This is a genomic window from Flagellimonas taeanensis (assembly GCF_003584105.1).
Lineage (GTDB): Bacteria > Bacteroidota > Bacteroidia > Flavobacteriales > Flavobacteriaceae > Flagellimonas > Flagellimonas taeanensis.
In genome coordinates this window covers 83,590-103,958 of sequence record NZ_QXFO01000009.1, presented here as the reverse complement: position 1 = coordinate 103,958, position 20,369 = coordinate 83,590, and the positions used below count along the sequence as shown (strand labels likewise).

Below are 20,369 nucleotides of genomic sequence, written 5' to 3'. Positions count from 1 at the left end.
ACTTATTTTAGACAAAAAAACAAAACATAATGCGATCATTAATATGCCTACTTGTATTAATATCGACCTCACTCCATGGACAAAAGTCCAAAACATACACCTTAAGGACCATTGCGTTCTATAATCTTGAAAACCTTTTTGATACACGGAACGACACGCTGACCTTTGATGAGGACCATACACCGGAGGGTCGCTATCATTGGACACCTGAGCTGTACCAAAAAAAGATTGGAAACATGACCCGGGTGCTTTCCCAGATTTGCCTGGACGTTTCCAAGACCTCACCGGATGTCATCGGTCTGTGCGAAGTGGAGAACCGAAGGGTTTTGGAAGATTTGATAGCCCATCCTTCCCTTCGGGACAAGGATTATGGCATCGTGCATTTTGATTCCCCCGATATGCGGGGCATCGATGTGGCGCTGCTGTACAAGAAGGCGTCCTTTTTGCCCTCTTCCTTTAAAAGCCATAGGCTTTTGCTTTTCGATGATTTGGGGGAGCGGATCTACACCCGTGACCAACTGGTCGTGGGAGGCAGCATGGACCAAGAGGAAGTACATTTTATTGTGAACCACTGGCCTTCCAGAAGGGGCGGGGCCTCTAAAAGTCAACCCAACAGGATCAAAGCGGCCCTTTTGAACAAGCGCATCATCGATTCCATCCAAGAACTGGACCCTGATGCCAAGATCATTGCCATGGGCGACCTGAACGACGACCCTATCGATGACAGCTTGAAATCCATATTGAGGACCAAAGGCGAGGTCCAGCAATTGGACAGCCTAAGTCTTTACAATCCCATGGAAAAAATGTTCCGAAAAGGGGTGGGTTCCTTGGCGTATCAGGACAAGTGGAGCCTATTTGACCAATTTTTCATGACCCCAAACCTTGTGAACGAGAACAAGAAAGGGCTTTCCTTTTGGAAAGCGGGCATCTATTCCCCGTCCTTTCTGAAAACCAGCAAAGGAAAATTCAAGGGGTATCCACTACGTACGCATTCCGGAGGAAGTTACACAGGAGGCTATAGTGATCATTTCCCTGCCTATATTTTTTTGGTCAAGGCGATTGTTGAATGACGAATTCCTGCTTCAAAACAGGTAATATAAAAAATCGTTCTGTTTACCTTTCGACTGCGCTCAAGGTGACAGACCTCAATTGAACCACTGGCTCCAAGGGATACGGCTGAGGATCAACAAGAGGCCGAGTCCGTAAAAAATGGAAATGGTCTTGAACTTTTTGTCACTCTCCATAAATTTTTTGTGCCTGGACCACCCAATGGTGATCAAAGCCAGGGCAATGATGTTGATAAAAGGGTGTTCCAAGGCCAAGAGACGCGCAGGGGCATTCAGTCCGCCCATACCCAAGGTTTGGATGGCCTTTAGGCCATTGGCCGAAACAAAATAGAGCAACAATCCCACCAACAGCTGGATGTGGCTCAAGATCAATGCAAAGAGACTGATGCGCAAATCCTTGTGCATGGTAAAGTCCTTTTTGCCCAACCAGCCCAGCAGGGCATTGACGACTGCAAAAACGAGTACGGCCAGTACAACATAGGCCATGTAAGAGTGTAGGTTCTTGATAACTTCCATCGGTGTAGTTTGTGTGGCCTAAAAATACGGAATTTATGTATAAAAAAACCCTGCCGATGGGCAGGGTTTTAATTTATTATGGGTTGGGTTCAACTATTAGAAATCGTAACGCAAAGTAACGTTCCAAGTTCTTCCCAAACCAAAATATCCTTGGTTGGTCACATTTATGCCGTCATACGTTTCGTCACCAGGCTCCACAAAGTTGGCTGTGGTAAGCTCAGAAAGGTACTCCTTGTCAAGAACGTTGTTCATATTGGCCCTGATCTTCAATGCTTTTGATTTGTCGATTCCCAAAGGCATGGTGAAGGTCACACCGGCATCCAACAAGCTGAACGATGGCAATTCCAAGTTTTCCTTGATGGCACCCACATCAGCATATAATTTGTCGTAGTATCTCCAATCTGAATCCACAGAGAACATACTGTTGATCCTATAGGCCACTCCCAAACCTCCTGAAAGCTGGGCAGCTCCACCTACTTTACCGCCATCGTAGTCAATTCTTTCCGTGCTGATCACATTTCGGTCCTCATCGGTTATCTGGGTAACGGCATCACCCTTATACTCCCAGTTTCCAACAGAGGCAAAACCATTGAAGGTAAGTCCTTGCGTTGGTTTTACCTTAAAGTCAACCTCTACTCCAGAGTGCAATTGCTCTGTTCCAAAGTTGGAGGTATAGGTCAACACATCATCAACAACATTTGAGCTGGTACTTACCCTGTCCTTCCATGACGTTCTATACAAGTTCACATTGGCAGAGAACATGGTACTTGAGAAACCATAACCGGCTTCCAATCCAAGAATTTTCTCATTCTCGGTCAATGGATTGATGGCGTTGGTAAAGTTCAAGTAAATATTGTCATGATAAGGCTGACGGTTATAGTAACCCGCATTGGCATAGAAGCTATGCTGGCTGGTTGGGTTATAGCTAAGACCTCCCTTTACGTTATAACCGACATTGTTTACTTTTTCAGAATCCACTCCTGGAGTTATACCTGCAGGTAAATCTGTTCCAGTGCTTTGCTCAGAAGTTCCATTAATAAGGGATTGATCAGCATACTGATAGTGATCAAACCTTTGGTGATATTGATTGGACAATGCTCCTTGGAAGAAAGCAGAGAAATCATCGGTAGCATACTCTAACTGAGTGAAGATTCCTCCATAGGAGATACGCTCGTCGTTGCTGTAATCTGTCTTTTGAAGCTCAGAGAAACTTCTAAAGGTATTTCCCCAAGCACTGGGCTTATAGCTTTCTGTTGCCAAAGAGTACTTGTAGGTTCCAAAAGAGCCATATGGTTGGTGGTCATTGTTTTGATCCAACAAACGAATATTCTCTCTCCAGCCATCCAAGCCATGGAAATCAGCAACCACCCTGAAGTGCTCACCATAATAGGTCCTTAGATCCACACCTACGTTCCAAGTAAGGTTCTCGGAAAATTTCTTCTCAAAATTTGAAACCAACCCATACCAGCTATGCAGGTTCATGGAAGAACGGGTAATGTATGCTGGTTCAGATCCAAAGTTCACACCAATACCATCTGTTACCTGCGCATTTTGGGCATAAATGGCATCATAATCGATATAACCATCTGCAGTCCTTATTCGGTTACCTAAGTTCCCAGTTCCTCCACCACGACCCCAAGAGGCATACAATACGGTAGAAAGTTGGGAAGTTTCACTAATGTTCCAGTCCCAGTTCAAGTTGGCAACCGGTTTGTGGTAGAAGTTTCTTCTTTCAGTCATGTACTGACCATTATAAAGACCCCAGTTGTTGTTGTAACGTAGGCCATTCTCCAAGTAGCTTGATATAGACTTGGTAAAGTTTTGATCGTGAAACTGTGGGGCACCCGTAATCAAAAAGTTGAATCCATGGGTATCGTTGGGCCTATATCCTACAGAAATGAAGTAGGTCTGTCCCTCACCAAAGTTTCCTTCGTTGTACCCATCTCCTTGCCAGTGGGAAAGCATAACGCTCATACCCCAACCTTTGTCAGAGATCCCAGTGTTGTAACCCGCAGATGTTTTGATATAATTGTTGTTGGCCACAGTGGCATAACCAAAACCTCCCTCGCTCATTTCAGTGGCCTTGGTTACGAAGTTCACCGTACCACCCACAGAAGAAATGGCTAATTTGGAAGACCCCAAACCACGCTGGATCTGGATACCGTTAGCGATATCGTTCATACCGGACCAGTTTGACCAATACATCAAACCGTCTTCCATACCATTGATGGGCTGACCGTTCAATAGGAATGCAGTGTTGTCTTGTTCAAAACCCCTGACCCTCATATTGGTGTCACCAAAACCTCCTGCTTGTCCAGAAACATATACAGATGGGGTGTTGACCAAGGTCATGGTAACATCCTGCGTACCAATTTTTTCTTGAATCACTTTGATTGGAACTGAAGAAGCCGCGATTGGAGTCCTTCTGTCGGTTGCAAGGTCAATGATACCAGACCCTACCACAACAACACCTTCCAATTCCTCGGCATCTGGCTGTAGGGCAATGGTGCCAAGGCTTCCTGTAGTAGCAAAAGGAACGCTCTTGCTCACAAATCCGATGTAGGAAATAAGCAGGGTTCCGGAACTTTGGCTTACTTCCAAAGTAAAGTTTCCATCAAAATCAGTTGATGTACCTGTGCTGGTTCCCCTCACCATCACAGTTGCCCCTGGAAGCGGACCACCCAGTTCCCCGTCTGTGACCGTACCAGTAAGAGTTCCTTGTGAAAATGCCATTGCGGACATCAAAACAGCCGCAAAAGCCAAGTAGATTCTTTTCATTTAATTCAGTGTTTTAAGTATTTAATTAGCCCTGCAAATGTGATTTATTTTTGACACACTGCGATTAAGCCAAGGTTAAAAAAGAACGTTTTGATTAACACAAAATTAACAAACAAAGTTAGCTGACAAACAATTGTTTAGGGTTTTTATTCACAAATAGAAACCTCGCAGCCTACTCCTTAAAAAATTGCAGAAGATGTAGCGTTGAGCTATCGTGCTTGCCAATTTCTGAATTTCCCATCTCAGAAAGGATGGTAGTGGCCAATTGTTTCCCCAATTCCACGCCCCACTGATCATAACTGAAGATGTTCCACACGATTCCCTGAACGAATATTTTATGCTCGTAAAGGGCAATCAGTGCACCCAAACTCTTAGGGGTCAGTTTTTGGATCAAGATGGTATTGGTGGGCTTGTTACCCTCAAACACTTTAAAGGGAAAAAGTGCCTGAAGTTGGTCTTCTGGCAGGTTTTTCAATTCTGCCTTGGCCTCTTCCGCCGTCTTTCCGTTCATTAAGGCCTCGGTCTGGGCAAAGAAGTTGGCCATCAGTTTGTCGTGGTGGTCCTTATCGCCATAAAGGGATTCCTTGAAACCGATAAAATCTGTGGGAATCAGTTTGGTCCCTTGGTGGATCAGTTGGAAGAAGGCATGTTGTGAATTGGTTCCTGGCTCTCCCCAAATAATGGTCCCGGTCTGGTGGGAAACCCTGTTCCCGTTCCGGTCCACGCTCTTGCCATTGCTCTCCATGATGCCCTGTTGCAAATAGGCCGAAAAGCGGTGGAGGTATTGTGTGTAGGGAATTATGGCCTCCGTTTCGGCACCAAAAAAGTTATTGTACCAAACGCTGATGAGCGCCAAAACAACGGGTATGTTCTTTTGAAATGGGGTTTCCCTGAAATGAAGGTCCATTTCGTGTGCCCCTTCCAACAGTTCCTCGAAATTTTTGTGCCCTACTGAAAGTGCAATGGAAAGTCCAACGGCACTCCAAAGAGAAAAACGCCCTCCTACCCAATCCCACATGGGAAACACATTTTCATCGGCTATGCCAAATTCCCCGATTTTTTCCAAATTGGTGGACACGGCCGCAAAATGAAGGGCCACATCTTTCTCGGCGGCACTCTTCAAAAACCATTTCTTAATGGTAAGTGCATTGCTGAGGGTCTCCTGTGTGGTGAATGTTTTGGAAACGATCACAAAAAGTGTGGTCTCTGGGTCAAGTTCCTTCAACACTTCATGTACGTGGTCTCCGTCCACATTGCTCACGAAGTGCATCTTCAAATGGTTCTTGTAGAATTTTAGGGCCTCGGTGACCATTACAGGTCCAAGGTCAGACCCCCCGATGCCAATATTGACCACATCGGTAAAGGTCTTGCCCGTAAAGCCTTTTCTTTTTCCGGAAATGACCTCTTCAGAAAAGGATTTGATCTTTTCCCTCACCTCGAAGACCTCATCCACGATGTTCTCCCCGTCCACAAAAATTTTATCTCCCTTTTTTGCCCTGAGCGCCGTATGCAGAACGGCCCTACCTTCGGTCTGGTTGATAAGGTCCCCTTCAAAATAGCTTTTGATGGCCCCTTTCAGTCCAACCTCTTCGGCAAGTGCAAAAAGCAATGACAGGGTATCCTCGGTGATCCTATTCTTTGAATAGTCCACCAAAAAATCGTTCCAAGAAAGCATGAGGTTTTTGCCGCGGCCCTTGTCCGAGGCAAACAACTCTTTTATCTGGGTGTTTTTCTGTTGTTCGTAATGTGCTAAAAGTTGGTTCCAGGCCTTGGTCGTGGTGGGGTCTATTGTGGGGAGTGCCATTACTGGTTATAGGTTATTAGGGTTTCTTCGGGTTCTGGAGCGGGCTCCATAAATTCTATACAGTCCAATTGCGCCCTTAAGGGTTCTATATGCTCCATATATTGTATGCGGAGCGAATCGACAATGGGTTCTGCTGATGGGAGCTCTTCCCTCAGGGGGTCCACTTGCCTGCCATTCTTCCAAAAACGATAGCAGACATGGGGGCCTCCTGTGTTCCCCGTCATCCCTATCCAACCAATCACATCACCTTGGCGCACAAAATCACCTCTTTTCACGTTCTGGGCCTTCATGTGAAGGTATTGGGTACTATAGATGCTGTTGTGTTTGATCTTGACGTATTTTCCATTTCCGCCCCTTCGGGTAGATTCCTCAACGGTTCCATCCGCAGTGGCAATGATGGGTGTGCCGATTGGGGCCGCATAGTCCGTTCCCTTGTGGGGGCGCACCTTGTATCCGTAATAGGCTATCCTTCGGTTGAGGTTGTATCTGGAGGACAGCCTGTACCCAAACTTGATGGGCGCCCTCAGGAAAGTACTCCTCAGGTTATTGGCCTCTTGATCATAGTAGTCCAAAATATTGTTCACGGAATCGGTCACGTATGGAAAAGCGTAGATGGGCCGTCCCTTGTGCTCAAAATAGGCCGCCTTTATACGGCCACGACCTGCGTAGATACTGTCGTTGATGTATCGTTCATCAAAAATGACCTTGAACTTGTCGCCCTTCTCCAGTTTGAAAAAGTCGATGGTCCAGGCATAGATTTCGGAAAGGCCGATGGTAACGCTGTAATCCACACCCAAATTGTCCATGGTCACGGAAAGATTGTTGTCGATGATACCACCTACTTCCCTTTCCACCAGTTTCACCTTGCGTTTACTCTTATAGGCCACTGCACTGTCCCGAAGGTCCACAACGGTATAGTTGATCCTGTCGTCTTGGTAGATGAACACTTTTGCAGCTTCGGAAGTGTCCTTGGATTTAAGAATAAGGTAGGGGTTGCCTATCTTGATCTTCCGCACATCGAAAGTGTCCCTATAGTTTTCGGAAATAGCGGCAATCTTGGGATAGTCCACTTTGTTTCGGAGCATAAGCTCACCAAAGCTGTCGCCCGACCGTACGGTATCGTGGACCACGTTGAACTCCTCCAGATTGAACCCATAATGAAGGACGGGAGGTTTTTCTATCGTTTCCACAATTGCCACTTCATCGACCGGTTCCTTGGCCTGTTTGCACGACACCAATACCATCAGTGTCAAGATTGCCCCAATACATTTTTGCATCACTATCCTAATATTCCTTGTATTCTTTATTTGCTGGGTTAAAAATATGATCCACCCATTGTTTTCCCCATGTCTCCAGTTCCTCTTCGGAATACAAATTTGGGAAAAATATTACTTTCTGAAAACTGGGCGGTAAAAACTCCTTCCAATTGGTGCCTCCAGTGGCCTCCACATCCTTGCCCTCCCTCGCCAAATATCGGTATGCCGAGCCCATGTGCATCAGCGGCCAGTTCACATTGGCGTTCAGGTCCAATTCTTTTAACGCCTTAATCAGCTCTTCATTGTTCTTGGACGCGTCGGGAAGCTGAAGGTATTTGTGGTATATGGTACTGTCCTTTACTTGGTTGGCTATGCGCAGAAGTCTTGGGGTGTATCGGATCTCGAACTGTTTTAGGGTCAGTGTTTTTTGTCCTGTGACCAAATCTGTCGCCCCTTTTTTCCAATAGATCTGCTCAAAAAGTTCCTCGATGCCGTGCTCGGAGGAAAAGGAATCCCTTACCGAGTGGTGCACCAAGTTTTCCAGTGGGGTCGCGTAAATCTCAATCATCCTATATTGGGCGGATTGGAAACCACTGGCCGGGAGCAGCGCCATGCGGTAACGCAGGAACTGTTCGCGTTCCATGCCCTTGATCATGATACTGAACGAGGAAATCAACGCCTTGAAATAGTTGTTGGTCCTGTTCACTTTTTCTATAAAAAATCGGACGTCCTGTGACCTGTCCTCAACAATCTGCTTTTGTTCGTGGAGGATGAGCTTAAAATAGAGCTCCGTGATCTGGTGGTACATGATGAAGATTTCCTCATCGGGAAAATGGGTACGTGGCACCTGTATGCTCAAAAGAGTATCCAGATGGATATAGTCCCAATAGGTAAGGTATCTTTGGTAGAGGAGTCCGTCGAGATAGGAGCTCAGGTCCTGGCCCGAATTTTTGTATTTTTCTTCAAGTTTGTTGATCTGGGACTGGATTTTTTCACCATTCTTCATCAATGCCGATCTACTAATTCATTATAATTTTAAACTGGTTCCTCAGTCCGTTATATGCTTCCAAGTCCGCCTTCAGCGACCCAACGGCCAAATCTGCCTTGATGCGGATGGGAATCTTGTTCAAATCATTGGATACCCAAAGGGTAAGACTCTCCTTTTCCTTGAAAACACGACCTGATTGAACATAAGGCCTAAATTTAAGACATTCCACTTTTCCAAACTTGGTTCTGATGACTTCTTTTCCCAAATATTTCAACTTGAACTGAAATACCCCATCATCATCAAAGAGCATATCCAAGTTTATGGACTGCCCTTCCTCGAACTCCTCAAGATTGTAGTTGTTTCTCAAATAGTAGGAGGCAGAAATGAGGTCTTGGATCTGGTCGTGTACGGGAATATCCATTTGAGTACTATTCTTGTAGTCCTTTAACACGGCCTTTTTCTCATCATAGTCAAAGTTGATCTCTATGTCCTTGGTGTATCCGCCCTCATCGATCTTGCGGATGAACTTATAGGGCTTACCGTTCCTACGGCCAAAATAGCTCTCGTAAGTATCGTCCACCTTGAAGAATATACTGGCAAACCCCGTTGTCTTCCCTGTGCCCACTACATGGTACACCGGAATGCTGTCGAGGGTCTCGGAGCTCAGGTGCAATGTCGCATAACTGGCATTGAGCAAGCCATAATGTATCCTGAACTTCAGCCATTCCCCCGACTTATATGCAGGCTGGAACTTTTGCCCCATTAAAGGGACGGCCATGAGCAGGAAAAGTAGGGGCAGTATTTTTTTCATATCTGTTCTTTACTGGTATAAAATTAACAAAATCGATGTTCGGGGCATTTGGTTTACATATACTTAAACAAAACTTGTTCCAAAATAGTATATACAAAAAAAGCCCAGTCTTAAAACTGGGCTTTTCCTAAATAACCAACCAAACTTTAAATTATGAAAAACCAATACTTAAAGTTATAAGGGAACCACCCCTTATGAGCAACAAATATACACCAAGCTTTTGTAGGAAAATAAGTTTTTAACGGACTTTAACTATAGTTCCTTTTTTTTGATGGCCAAACACTCTTTTTTTAGCAAATTATTAAGAATATTGGGGGTTTTCATAAACTCTTGACATTAGAACCAATAGCCAACACTAAAGAAAATACTGTCATTTTTTATCTCCGGCGACCACGAATAATAAATTTGTACCGGACCTAAAAAAGACTCAAACCCATATCCTAGTCCGTAACCCGAAAAATTGGGCTGGGTAAACCAATCCCCGGTTCTAAAAAGGTCATCATCCACATTGGCAAAGTTTGCCGAGAAAAGGATATGGTTCTTGGGTGCAATCTTATAGTCCAACCTGCCAAATACCTTCACATAGCTGTTCCCGGGTATGCTCAGAAAGTCATATCCGAAAAAGGGTACAAAGTTGTTTATAAAGTCATTCCCGAAACCTCCCAGTACAAAATCAAAGGAGGTCACATCCGAGGTGCCCAGCTTTACCCCACCGGAAGCTTCCATATTAAGGCTGAGATTATGGAACAAGGGGACCACAGTCCCCAAACGGCCTTTGGCAATGGAAAATTCCCTGAAATTATCGTTAAAATCCGACGAGAATAGGTAAACATGGTAATCACTGTCGAAGAGCAGACCCTTGGTGGGAAAGTACTTGTCGTCATAGGTGTCCAAGGTTATCTTTCCAAAACCACTGAAATAATTGGACTTTTCAAAAAAGGTCCTCTCCGAAGTGGGTGTCGCCTCTAGGTCCTCCCCTAGTTGATTGAGCGTTCGTGTGCTGTACTTCAACAATTTATGTTCGGCCCCCACGGTAAAGGCAAACTCTTCCCTAAGCACCGTCTGCAAATAAATCTGGTTGGTGAGATCGGTCACATCCAAGCTGATACTTCGGATGTTGGGATCAACGGGTGTATTGAAATTTCCTTGGATCAAGGAAAAATCAACTTCCGAATCGAAATCCGTGAACTTGGAATTGACCCCAAGGCTCCAGTAGTACCCTTTGTCCAGGTAGTACTGCATGTTGTACCTGATGTGGTCGCCCAGGATAAAATCAAAAGAGGCCACATCGTCCTTCATCAGGAAGTTCTTTTTGGTAAGGTTGATGAGTGCCGCACTTTTGTACAGGTCATCATAATGGGCAGACATTTTGATGAACATCTTGGTGGGGTTCTCCTTTAGTTTCAAGATCAGGTCCGTTCCCAGTCCATTGGATATCAGTTCATACCTGATGGCCCTGAAGTTTCCGGTTGCTGACAAGTTGTTGATCCCTTGTTTCAGGTCGTCAAATGCAATTTTTTCAGCCAAGTTGAACCTCAACTTTCCCTTGATGTATCCCCTAGTGTACCGATCGTTTCCTCTTATGATCATTCTATTGACCACCAAACTGTCCATCCCCTGTATTCTTTTTCTGGGACCTGGGGTATATTTCTGGGCCTCCGCAACTTTCTTTAGCTCCTCTATTTTGGTCTTTGCCGCTTCCTCACCACTTTTGACGATCTCCTTGCTCCGTCCAAAATCAATCACTGAGAATTCATCAATGGCGGGCCTGATGTAGATGTCCGTCTGTTCCGATTTCTTCTTCATGTCGTTCACCGTGCGATAGTTGTTGATCTGCAGTAATATCTCCGTGGCCGAGGAGAGGGATTCCCTTGTGGCCAGATCGTGCTGCACGTCCACCCCAATGATAAAGTCTGCGCCCATGGCCCTGACCCTTTCTATGGGATAATTGTTCACCACCCCACCATCGATCAATATTTCTTCCTCTATTTCCGAGGGTTCAAATAGGGATGGAAATGTCCCACTTGCCACAATGGCCTCAGGAAGGTAGCCGTGGTCCAGCAATACTTGCTCACCGGTTTCCACATTGGTGGCCATACAGAGAAAGGGGATGGGCAGTTTATTGAAGTCGTGCACATCCTTGACATGGAAGAGCAGTCGCACCAATTCATTATAGATGTTCTGTCCCCCGGAAATGGCTTGGGGAAAACTCACCTTAAAATTGGTGAATGGTAATGTAAGTGCGTATTTCTCAGAATTTTCCTTTTCGTAGAAGGTCTTGGCACCCCTTGGCACGTTGTCCTGGATAAGCTCCGTGAAGTCCGTGACCCTAAAAATGGAATCCAGTTCTTTGGCAGAATATCCGGATGCATAAAGTGCCCCTACGATAGCCCCCATACTGGTCCCACCGATGTAATCCACTTTCACCCCGGCTTCCTCAATGACCTTCAGCGCCCCGATGTGGGCCAGACCCTTTGCTCCGCCCCCACTTAGCACAAGCCCCACTTTGGGAGGCGGGTCGCCGTTCTGGTCTTGGGCCATTCCAAGAACGCCAAACAAAACTAACACCATTGTGGTCATTATACTTCTACTGTGCATGGTTCACTAATGAAAGGATTTATAAATTTTTTTGGCCTTTGCCATCCCCACAGCCTCTGCAAGGCTCTCCATCGAAGCTTCCTTTATGCGTTTTACGGATTTGAAGCTCTTCAACAGTTGCTCCGCCGTTTTTTCCCCGATTCCCTCAATGCCCACCAGTTCAGTGCCAATGGCTCCCTTGCTCCGCTTGTTCCTGTGGTGCGTGATGCCAAACCTGTGGGCCTCGTTCCGCAATTGCTGGATGATCTTCAATGTTTCCGATCTCTTGTCCAGATATAAAGGTACGGGGTCTTCCGGGAAATAAATCTCCTCCAATCTTTTGGCGATACCAATGATGGCTATCTTTCCCCGAAGATCCAAGGCTTCCAAACTATTCAGGGCCGATGACAATTGTCCCTTTCCCCCATCAATCACAATCAGCTGGGGCAAGGATTCATCTTCGTTGAGCAATCTTTTGTACCTTCTGAAAACCACTTCTTCCATACTAGCGAAATCGTCAGGACCCTCCACAGTCTTGATGTTGAAGTGCCTATAGTCCTTTTTGGATGGCTTGCCATCCTTAAAGACAACACAGGCGGCCACAGGGTTGCTTCCCTGGATGTTTGAATTGTCAAAACATTCGATATGGGTGGGCTCCACAGAAAGCCGAAGATCGGCTTTCATCTGGGCCATGATCCTTTTGGTATGCCTGTCCGGGTCGGTGATCTTGATCTGCTTCATCTTGTCCTGCCTGTAAAAACGGGCATTGCGTTCGGATAATTCCAATATCCTCCGCTTGTCGCCCAATTTGGGCAAGGTGACCTTTACATCTTCCTCCACCGTTACTGGGAACGGCAAATAGATTTCCTTGGTCCGGGAATGGAATCGTTGGCGGATCTCCGTGATGGCCAATTGCAGTAGCTCCTCATCGGTCTCTTCCAATTTCTTTTTGATCTCCATGGTGTGCGACCTTATGATGGCCCCATGTGACAACTGCAAGAAGTTCACATAGGCATGGGTCTCATCCGAAATAATGGAAAAGACGTCCACATTGTTGATCTTGGGGTTGACCACCGTAGACTTCGCCTGGTAATTTTCCAGAATATCTATTTTGTCCTTTACCCGCTGTGCCTTTTCAAATTCCATTTTATCGGCCAGTTCCTTCATTTGTTGCCGGAACGATTGCAGGGAGCTTTTGAGATTGCCCTTTATGATCTGCCGGATGTCCTCTATCTGTCCGCTGTATTCTTTCTCCTGCTGAAGTCCTTCGCAAGGGCCCAAGCAATTGCCCAGATGGTATTCCAGACATACCTTGTACTTTCCCGAGGAAATCTTTTCCTCAGCAAGGTCATAGTTGCAGGTCCGGAGGGGATAAAGGCTCTTCACGAGCTCCAAAAGGGTCCGCACCGTTTTCATGCTGGTGTATGGACCATAATATTCGGAGCCGTCCTTGATGAGTTTACGTGTTGGGAAAATCCTCGGAAAACGCTCATTTTTTATACAGATCCATGGGTAGGACTTGTCATCCTTGAGCAGCACATTGTAGCGGGGCAACAACTTTTTGATCAAATTGTTCTCCAACAGCAGTGCGTCCGACTCCGTAGAGACCACGATATGTTTTATGGTATGGATCTTTTTTACCAACACCCGGGTCTTTCCATATTCCTGTTTTTTGTTGAAATAGGACGACACCCTTTTTTTGAGGTTCTTGGCCTTGCCCACATATAGAATTTTTCCCGCAGCATCATAAAATTGGTACACCCCGGGGTTATCGGGCAAGGTGCTTATCTGTACATTGATGGATGGTGGGTTGGACATACGGCTTTTGGAAAAATTACCCTGTTCGACTTTATAACAAAGTTATATTTTAATTATAGTGTTTTCTGTTAAACTTGATTCTTTCCCCTTTTGCATTGATATCTGCCCAGTTTGGATCTATGGAAATAGCAACCGTATCAATTTCAATCCTTCCCTTTTTTGAGGCGAGACGGAAACACTGGGGTTTTTCCACAAAAAAACTGGGGAAAATCCATAATGGGAAACCAAAAAATGTTAAACTGTTGTAAAAAATGGTGCATTTCACCGATAAAAAGTGCATTTCGTGGTGGGTTTTAAAATTCTTTTACCTACATTTAACAGTATAAATACAATCCTATGGAAAACTATGTCATCGTTTTGGGAATGTACTTGATCTTGATGCTTTTCTTCAAGATATTCTTCTCCGTTTCAGCAAGTAAGGGAGAATAAGACCATTGTACCCCAGAACAACCCCAAAATCTTCAACACCTAGATGTTGAAACATGAGCTTAGAAAAAAATACAAGAATCTGAGAACGGGAATCAGCCCATCACAAGCCTCAGATTATAGTTTGGTTTTGGCAAACCATGTACTCCAAATCCCTATCTGGGATTTTTTTTATTACCATATCTTTTTAAGCATCGAAGAGCAGAACGAAGTGGATACCCTCCCCATCATCACACTGCTACAAGGAAAAGACAAACACGTTGTCGTGCCCAAGGTAAGCGGTGAAAATTCCATGGACCATTATTTATTGACCGACGGTACTGCCTTCAGAAAAAACAAATGGGGCATTCCAGAGCCCGTGGATGGTATAGTGGTCCCCGAAGAAAAAATAGATGTGGTCTTCATTCCTCTCTTGGCCTTTGATGCCCTGGGCAACCGTGTGGGTTATGGAAAAGGGTTTTATGATACCTTTCTGGACAAATGCAGAAAAGATACCCTCAAAATTGGGTTGTCCTTTTTTGGGACCGAAGAAGAACCCATAACCGATGTGCATGAAAACGATATGAAACTGGATTACTGCATTACCCCAGAAAAGGTCTATGCGTTCTGATCAGTGGTTTCCCCTTCTTTTTCCACTTGCTTGGGAAAGGCCTTCTTATTGAAAACGATCAAAATACCCACTCCTGTACTGATAGCCGTATCGGCGATATTGAACACAGGTTCAAAGAAGCGGAAGCGCTTACCCCCCAATGAAGGAACCCAATCGGGCCATGTAGTGTCTACCAACGGGAAATAGAGCATATCCACCACCTTGCCATGGAACAGGCTACCGTAAGGATTATCTGAAAACAGGGTGGCTACCTGGCCATTGCTGTGATCAAAGATCAACCCGTAAAAAACCGAGTCGATGATATTGCCCACAGCACCTGCAAAAATGAGCGAAACAGCCAAAATCAGAGTCCTTGGGGATTCCTTTTTCACAATGTCCCAAAGCCAATAGCCAATCCCCAGCACGGCAAAGATCCTAAAAATGGTCAGCACCAGTTTTCCTGTCGGTTCCGAAATGGGCAAAAAATCGCTCAACTTGGTACCCCAAGCAGCTCCAGAATTCTCAATAAAATAAATTCTGAACCAAGAAAAGATTATTTCTGTTTGTTCGTAAACAAAATTAGTCTTGATATAAATTTTGCTTGCTTGATCTGCAATCAGAATCAAAATAACGACCAACAATGATTTTTTTAGACTCATCTCTTTAGTAAAGCGGTTGCAAAAATATGGATATTATTTTGTTTTCTTGAGATGGATTTGCCCTTCCACCGTCTTCAGTATAAATTGGTTGTCCCCGAAGGGTATGGTTTCCTGGTCTACCTTCCCGTACGTACTTTCGGCAAGGATGTCACCACTGGGTGCAGTGAGCCATATATCCCCTTTTTGGGTGGCCACCTCCACCGTTTCGGAAACATTCTCCAGAGTGCATATCCCATCGGATAGGGTGATATGCAGATTTTCATACTTTCCCATGGCGTTGACATTGCTGTTAGTTCCATAAACAGAGACCTTCTTGTACTCTGGCACACTGATCTGCAATGCTATGGACACAACCTTATGGGCACTGAGCTTGTCGTTGGGGTTGATGAAAATAGGCTGGAACCCTGCGCTGACCAACACCGTTGTCCCTTCTTCCTCAATGGACACCAACAAATCTTTGGCATACTCCCCCTCGATGCTCGCGGATACCTGCACCTCATCGGTCGGCGAAGTGGCAAGGTCTATCCGATAGCAATATTGGGCATCTATCTGGATGGATTCGGTCCTGGGTCCGATGAATGCTTTTTTTACCAATTTTTGTCCGTGTAGGTGTACAAGAAAAAAGAGGGCCGGTAAAAACAACAGGGTCTTCATAAACAAAAAACGCCCTAGGGCGCTTTTATTATTTTTGCATGTTCTTCGCCTCAATGCTCAAAGTGGCATGGGGAACCAGCTTCAATCGCTCCTTGTTGATGAGTTTTCCGGTCACACGGCAAATGCCATAGGTCTTGTTCTCGATCCTCATAAGGGCGTTCTTCAGGTCACGGATAAATTTCTCCTGACGGATGGCCAGCTGCGTGTTGGCCTCCTTGCTCATCGTCTCCGAACCTTCCTCAAAAGCCTTGAAGGTGGGTGAAGTATCATCCGTGCCGTTATTACCGTCGTTCATGTAGGAACTCTTCAAAAGTTCCAGATGACTTTTTGCCTTTTCCATTTTTTCCTCGATCAAAATCCTGAATTCCTCCAAGTCCTTGTCAGAGTATCTTACTTTTAAATCTTCTGCCATGTTCTAATGCTTTTGAATAAACAATTTTGTATTGACTTCGTCGAAGGCTATTGCTATGCCTTCGTCCAATTCTTCCTCAAAGTTGAGTACTGCGGTCAAGGTCTCTGCCTTGATGTATTCCTCATTACTGGAAACCGCATTTTCCACAAGTCCGTCTTTCAGTATCTTGATGTCGATCTTGTCGGTCACCTCAAACCCTGAATCCTTTCGGATGTTCTGGATCCTGTTTACCAATTCCCTGGCGATCCCCTCCTTTCTGAGGGTTTCGTCAATCGTCACGTCCAATGCCACCGTAAGCGGTCCGGAACTGGCCACCAGCCACCCTTCTATATCCTGGGAACTGATCTCTACATCGGCTAACTGTAAATTAACGGTTTTATTTTCCAATTGGAGTGTTAATTCTCCTTCTTGCTCTATTTTTTGGATATCGTCCTGCCCCAATTGGTTCACCTTGGCCGCGATGGCTTTCATATCCTTACCAAATTTCGGGCCCAAGACCTTAAAGTTGGGTTTTATTTGCTTTACCAAAATTCCTGAAGCATCGTCCAACAACTGGATTTCCTTCACGTTCACCTCGGATTTGATTAACCCGGACACTGCTTCGATATCCTTTTTCTGTTCTGCATTCAAGATCGGGATCATGATTTTTTGCAGGGGTTGGCGCACTTTTATCTTTTCCTTCTGGCGGATGGAAAGTACCAAAGAGGCTATTTTTTGTGCCAGCTGCATCTTGCGCTCCAGTTTTTCATTCACCATGGAAACATCATATGCTGGAAACCCGGCCAAATGCACACTTTCAAAACCTTCCTTTCCGGTGACCGCATCGAGATCCTTGTACAATCGATCCATAAAGAAAGGGGCCACTGGTGCGGAAAGCTTGGCCACGGTCACCAAACACGTATAGAGGGTCTGGTATGCGGAAATCTTGTCCTGTCCGTAGTCGCCTTTCCAGAACCTTCTCCTGCACAGGCGCACATACCAGTTGCTCAGGTTTTCCTGTACAAAATCCGAGATCATCCGCGAAGCCCTGGTCGCTTCATAATCGGCATAGGCCTCATCCACGTTTTTGATCAAGGTGTGGAGTTCGGACAAAATCCATTGGTCTATCTCTGGCCTTTCCGCCAAAGGAATCTCTGCCTCGGCATAGCTGAATTCGTCAATATTGGCATACAGCGCCATGAAGGAATAGGTATTGTAGAGCGTTCCGAAGAACTTTCGCTTTACCTCGACCACACCGTCAATATCAAATTTAAGGTTGTCCCAAGGGTTGGCATTGGAGATCATGTACCAACGGGTGGCATCGGGTCCGTGCTCCGGCAACACCTCAAATGGATCTACAGCGTTGCCCAATCGTTTCGACATTTTTTTACCTTCCTTATCGAGTACCAATCCGTTGGAGACCACATTGCGGTAGGCAATGCTATCGAACACCATGGTGGCTATGGCATGTAGGGTATAGAACCATCCGCGGGTCTGGTCCACTCCCTCAGCGATAAAATTGGCCGGAAAGGCAATGCCATCATCGATCAACTCTTTGTTTTCAAAAGGGTAGTGCCATTGGGCATAGGGCATGGAGCCACTATCGAACCAAACGTCGATCAGATCGGCCTCCCGCTTCATGGGTTGCCCAGAAGGGGACACCAAGGTGATGCCGTCCACGATATTCTTGTGCAGGTCGATCTTGTCGTAATTGTCCTCGCTCATGTCGCCCACCACAAATTCGGCAAACACATCTTTTTCCAAAACCCCCGCTTCAACGGCCTTGGCCATTTCGGCCTTCAGCTCTTCCACAGAACCAATGATCAGTTCTTCCTTGCCATCGTCCGTTCTCCAGATAGGCAATGGAATGCCCCAATACCTGGATCGGGAAAGGTTCCAATCGTTGGCATTGGCCAACCAGTTGCCAAATCTGCCCTCTCCAGTTGCCTTCGGCTTCCAGTTGATGGTCTGGTTGAGTTCGAACATTCGGTCCTTCACATCGGTCACCTTGATGAACCAAGAGTTCAACGGATAGTATAAAATGGGTTTATCGGTTCGCCAGCAGTTTGGGTAACTGTGGACATATTTCTCGACCTTGAAGGCCTTGTTCTCTTCCTTTAGTTTGATGGCAATCTCGACATCCACCGATTTTTCGGGGGCCTGGCCATCGTCATAATATTCGTTTTTGACATATTTCCCTGCCAATTCGCCCATTTCAGGACGGAATCGGCCCTGTAGGTCCACCAAGGGCACCAAGTTGCCATTCTCATCTTTTACGAGCATGGGCGGAACCTCAGGATCGGCCTGCTTGGCCACGAGGGCATCGTCTGCACCAAAGGTGGGTGCCGTGTGTACGATTCCTGTACCATCTTCTGTGGTCACGAAATCCCCAGAAATAACCCTAAAGGCATTTTCGGGGTTGTCGTTGGGCAACACGTATGGAAGAAGCTGTTCGTACTGAATGCCCACCAAATCTTTTCCTAAACAGCTCTGGCCTACCCAATACGGGATTTTTTTGTCCCCTTCTTTAAAATTGGACAATTCTTCGGTGGTCTCGACCTTGGCAAATTTCCCTGAGAAATTATAGCTGACCAGATTCTTGGCCAGTACCACATGAATCGGTTCGAAGGTATATTGGTTGAAGGTTTTCACCAATACGTATTCGATTTTGGGCCCAACCGTCAATGCCGTGTTGGAAGGAAGGGTCCAAGGGGTCGTCGTCCACGCCAAGAAGTGGATATCGCCCTCAACATTTTTCAGAAAATCGGGAAGCGAGTCTTTTTTGGCTTTGAACTGTGCCGTTACCGTGGTATCCGTCACATCTTGATAGGTGCCGGGTTGGTTCAACTCGTGCGAGCTCAATCCGGTACCCGCCTTTGGCGAATACGGCTGAATGGTGTATCCTTTGTATAAAAGTCCTTTGTCGTAGATCTGCTTCAGCAACCACCAAACAGACTCCATGTACTTGGGCTTGTAGGTGATGTAGGGATCGTCCATATCCACCCAGTACCCTATCTTCTCGGTCATGTCGTTCCAGACATCGGTGTAGCGCATCACCGCTTTTTTACAGGCGGCGTTGTACTCCTCCACCGATATTTTCTTGCCGATATCTTCCTTGGTGATGCCAAGTTCCTTCTCCACACCTATCTCTATGGGCAGTCCGTGAGTGTCCCAACCGGCCTTTCGTTTCACCTGAAAGCCCTTCATGGTCTTGTACCTTGGGAAAATATCCTTGATGGTACGGGCCATCACGTGGTGGATGCCTGGCATGCCATTTGCAGATGGGGGACCTTCATAGAAGACGTAGCTTTCCTTGCCCTCCCTAGTGGAAACACTCTTTTCAAATATCTGTTTATCCTTCCAAAAGTTCAGAACTTCTTCTGACACTTTGGGCAAATCCAATCCCTTATATTCTGCAAACTTCATAAACTGCTACTTCTTCTAGAATTCAAGTTTGCAAAATTATAAATTTAGATGGAATTATGGCCTACCCATTGCCTATTAGAATTTCCTTAATGTCCTTAATCTAAATATGATATGGAGATAATCCCTATTTCAGGTAAATTTTTGTTATATTGATTTTCCATTAACACTAATCCATTGTTGAAATGAAAAAAGTATTTATTGCCGTAATGGCCCTATCTCTATCGGTATCCGTACTGACCTCTTGCAAGGATACTACCGACAAGGCAAAAGAGGCTTCCGAAGAGGCTGGTGAGGCCCTTGAGGAAGCTGGCAAAGACCTGAAAGAGGCCGCCAACGATGCCATAGACACTGCAAAGGAAGTGGGCAAAGACGCCAAGGAAATAGGAGAAAAAGCTTTGGACAGTCTTGAAAAAGCCGGCAAGGAGATGGAAGAGGCCGCCAAAAAGGCCCTTGATAGCATCTAGAAGCCATTGTTATCAAACCAAGGCTGTCTAAAAAGTGTCATTCAGAATGAAATGAAGAATCTTTTAAAATTCAACTATCTGATAATAGAGATTTTTCGCCTCTCCCTTCGACTACGCTCAGGGTGACAGCTCAAAATGACAATTT

The 20,369-nt window shown here is 45.6% G+C and carries 15 protein-coding genes; 3 read left to right on the top strand and 12 right to left on the bottom strand.

The window, feature by feature from the left end; genetic code table 11:
• The first annotated feature begins 29 nt into the window (after positions 1–29).
• A complete protein-coding gene (locus D2V93_RS03755) occupies positions 30–1,070 on the top strand; it encodes an endonuclease/exonuclease/phosphatase family protein (protein ID WP_119618451.1) in 1,041 nt (346 codons plus the stop codon).
• Positions 1,071–1,145: 75 nt separating this feature from the next.
• On the opposite strand, the gene D2V93_RS03750 is transcribed toward D2V93_RS03755, so the two are convergent.
• The 8 genes from D2V93_RS03750 to uvrC all read right to left on the bottom strand — a co-directional run bounded on the left by D2V93_RS03750 (position 1,146) and on the right by uvrC (position 13,615).
• The gene (locus D2V93_RS03750) at positions 1,146–1,583 is read right to left on the bottom strand and encodes a hypothetical protein (protein ID WP_119618450.1); all 438 of its coding nucleotides are present in this window, start codon (positions 1,581–1,583) and stop codon (positions 1,146–1,148) included.
• Positions 1,584–1,679: 96 nt separating this feature from the next.
• Positions 1,680–4,361, bottom strand: coding sequence for a TonB-dependent receptor (locus D2V93_RS03745; RefSeq protein WP_119618449.1), 2,682 nt, complete (start codon positions 4,359–4,361; stop codon positions 1,680–1,682).
• A 172-nt stretch (positions 4,362–4,533) separates the two neighbouring features.
• Positions 4,534–6,165, bottom strand: coding sequence for a glucose-6-phosphate isomerase (gene pgi / locus D2V93_RS03740; RefSeq protein ID WP_119618448.1), 1,632 nt, complete (start codon positions 6,163–6,165; stop codon positions 4,534–4,536).
• The gene (locus D2V93_RS03735; protein WP_119618447.1) at positions 6,165–7,442 is read right to left on the bottom strand and encodes a M23 family metallopeptidase; all 1,278 of its coding nucleotides are present in this window, start codon (positions 7,440–7,442) and stop codon (positions 6,165–6,167) included. The genes pgi and D2V93_RS03735 overlap by 1 nt, the downstream gene beginning before the upstream one ends.
• Before the next feature lie 7 nt (positions 7,443–7,449).
• Positions 7,450–8,427 (bottom strand): tryptophan 2,3-dioxygenase family protein, encoded by a 978-nt coding sequence (locus D2V93_RS03730; RefSeq protein ID WP_072876133.1) that lies wholly within the window; start codon positions 8,425–8,427, stop codon positions 7,450–7,452.
• Positions 8,428–8,440: 13 nt separating this feature from the next.
• Entirely contained in the window at positions 8,441–9,220 is a 780-nt protein-coding gene (locus D2V93_RS03725) for a DUF3108 domain-containing protein (protein ID WP_072876135.1), read from the bottom strand.
• Between the two features lie 336 nt (positions 9,221–9,556).
• On the bottom strand, positions 9,557–11,800 hold the full coding sequence (locus D2V93_RS03720; protein ID WP_119618446.1) for a patatin-like phospholipase family protein: 2,244 nt from the start codon (positions 11,798–11,800) through the stop codon (positions 9,557–9,559).
• A gap of 24 nt (positions 11,801–11,824) precedes the next feature.
• Positions 11,825–13,615: an excinuclease ABC subunit UvrC gene (gene uvrC, locus D2V93_RS03715; protein WP_119618445.1), complete on the bottom strand. Its 1,791-nt coding sequence runs from the start codon at positions 13,613–13,615 to the stop codon at positions 11,825–11,827.
• Positions 13,616–14,087: 472 nt separating this feature from the next.
• Between uvrC and D2V93_RS03705 the strand changes: the two genes are divergently transcribed.
• Positions 14,088–14,651, top strand: coding sequence for a 5-formyltetrahydrofolate cyclo-ligase (locus D2V93_RS03705; RefSeq protein WP_119618443.1), 564 nt, complete (start codon positions 14,088–14,090; stop codon positions 14,649–14,651).
• Here D2V93_RS03705 and D2V93_RS03700 read toward each other — a convergent pair.
• The 4 genes from D2V93_RS03700 to ileS all read right to left on the bottom strand — a co-directional run bounded on the left by D2V93_RS03700 (position 14,639) and on the right by ileS (position 19,760).
• Entirely contained in the window at positions 14,639–15,289 is a 651-nt protein-coding gene (locus tag D2V93_RS03700; RefSeq protein WP_119618442.1) for a lipoprotein signal peptidase, read from the bottom strand. The genes D2V93_RS03705 and D2V93_RS03700 overlap by 13 nt on opposite strands.
• Before the next feature lie 33 nt (positions 15,290–15,322).
• Complete coding sequence (locus D2V93_RS03695) at positions 15,323–15,883, bottom strand: hypothetical protein (protein ID WP_245978083.1); 561 nt, start codon at positions 15,881–15,883, stop codon at positions 15,323–15,325.
• Positions 15,884–15,971: 88 nt separating this feature from the next.
• A complete protein-coding gene (locus tag D2V93_RS03690) occupies positions 15,972–16,355 on the bottom strand; it encodes a TraR/DksA family transcriptional regulator (protein ID WP_072876149.1) in 384 nt (127 codons plus the stop codon).
• 3 nt (positions 16,356–16,358) lie between these two features.
• A complete protein-coding gene (ileS, locus tag D2V93_RS03685) occupies positions 16,359–19,760 on the bottom strand; it encodes an isoleucine--tRNA ligase (RefSeq protein ID WP_119618440.1) in 3,402 nt (1,133 codons plus the stop codon).
• Positions 19,761–19,942: 182 nt separating this feature from the next.
• Here ileS and D2V93_RS03680 point away from each other — a divergent pair, with 182 nt between their 5' ends.
• Positions 19,943–20,224 (top strand): hypothetical protein, encoded by a 282-nt coding sequence (locus D2V93_RS03680; protein WP_072876151.1) that lies wholly within the window; start codon positions 19,943–19,945, stop codon positions 20,222–20,224.
• Positions 20,225–20,369: the final 145 nt, after the last annotated feature.

Coding starts and splice junctions, on each gene's coding strand:
- uvrC (WP_119618445.1), bottom strand. CDS start 13,615: ATGTCCAACCCACCATCCATCAATGTACAGATAAGCACCTTGCCCGAT.
- D2V93_RS03725 (WP_072876135.1), bottom strand. CDS start 9,220: ATGAAAAAAATACTGCCCCTACTTTTCCTGCTCATGGCCGTCCCTTTA.
- ileS (WP_119618440.1), bottom strand. CDS start 19,760: ATGAAGTTTGCAGAATATAAGGGATTGGATTTGCCCAAAGTGTCAGAA.
- D2V93_RS03745 (WP_119618449.1), bottom strand. CDS start 4,361: ATGAAAAGAATCTACTTGGCTTTTGCGGCTGTTTTGATGTCCGCAATG.
- D2V93_RS03720 (WP_119618446.1), bottom strand. CDS start 11,800: ATGACCACAATGGTGTTAGTTTTGTTTGGCGTTCTTGGAATGGCCCAA.
- D2V93_RS03730 (WP_072876133.1), bottom strand. CDS start 8,427: ATGAAGAATGGTGAAAAAATCCAGTCCCAGATCAACAAACTTGAAGAA.
- pgi (WP_119618448.1), bottom strand. CDS start 6,165: ATGGCACTCCCCACAATAGACCCCACCACGACCAAGGCCTGGAACCAA.
- D2V93_RS03680 (WP_072876151.1), top strand. CDS start 19,943: ATGAAAAAAGTATTTATTGCCGTAATGGCCCTATCTCTATCGGTATCC.
- D2V93_RS03750 (WP_119618450.1), bottom strand. CDS start 1,583: ATGGAAGTTATCAAGAACCTACACTCTTACATGGCCTATGTTGTACTG.
- D2V93_RS03690 (WP_072876149.1), bottom strand. CDS start 16,355: ATGGCAGAAGATTTAAAAGTAAGATACTCTGACAAGGACTTGGAGGAA.
- D2V93_RS03705 (WP_119618443.1), top strand. CDS start 14,088: ATGTTGAAACATGAGCTTAGAAAAAAATACAAGAATCTGAGAACGGGA.
- D2V93_RS03755 (WP_119618451.1), top strand. CDS start 30: ATGCGATCATTAATATGCCTACTTGTATTAATATCGACCTCACTCCAT.
- D2V93_RS03700 (WP_119618442.1), bottom strand. CDS start 15,289: ATGAGTCTAAAAAAATCATTGTTGGTCGTTATTTTGATTCTGATTGCA.
- D2V93_RS03735 (WP_119618447.1), bottom strand. CDS start 7,442: ATGCAAAAATGTATTGGGGCAATCTTGACACTGATGGTATTGGTGTCG.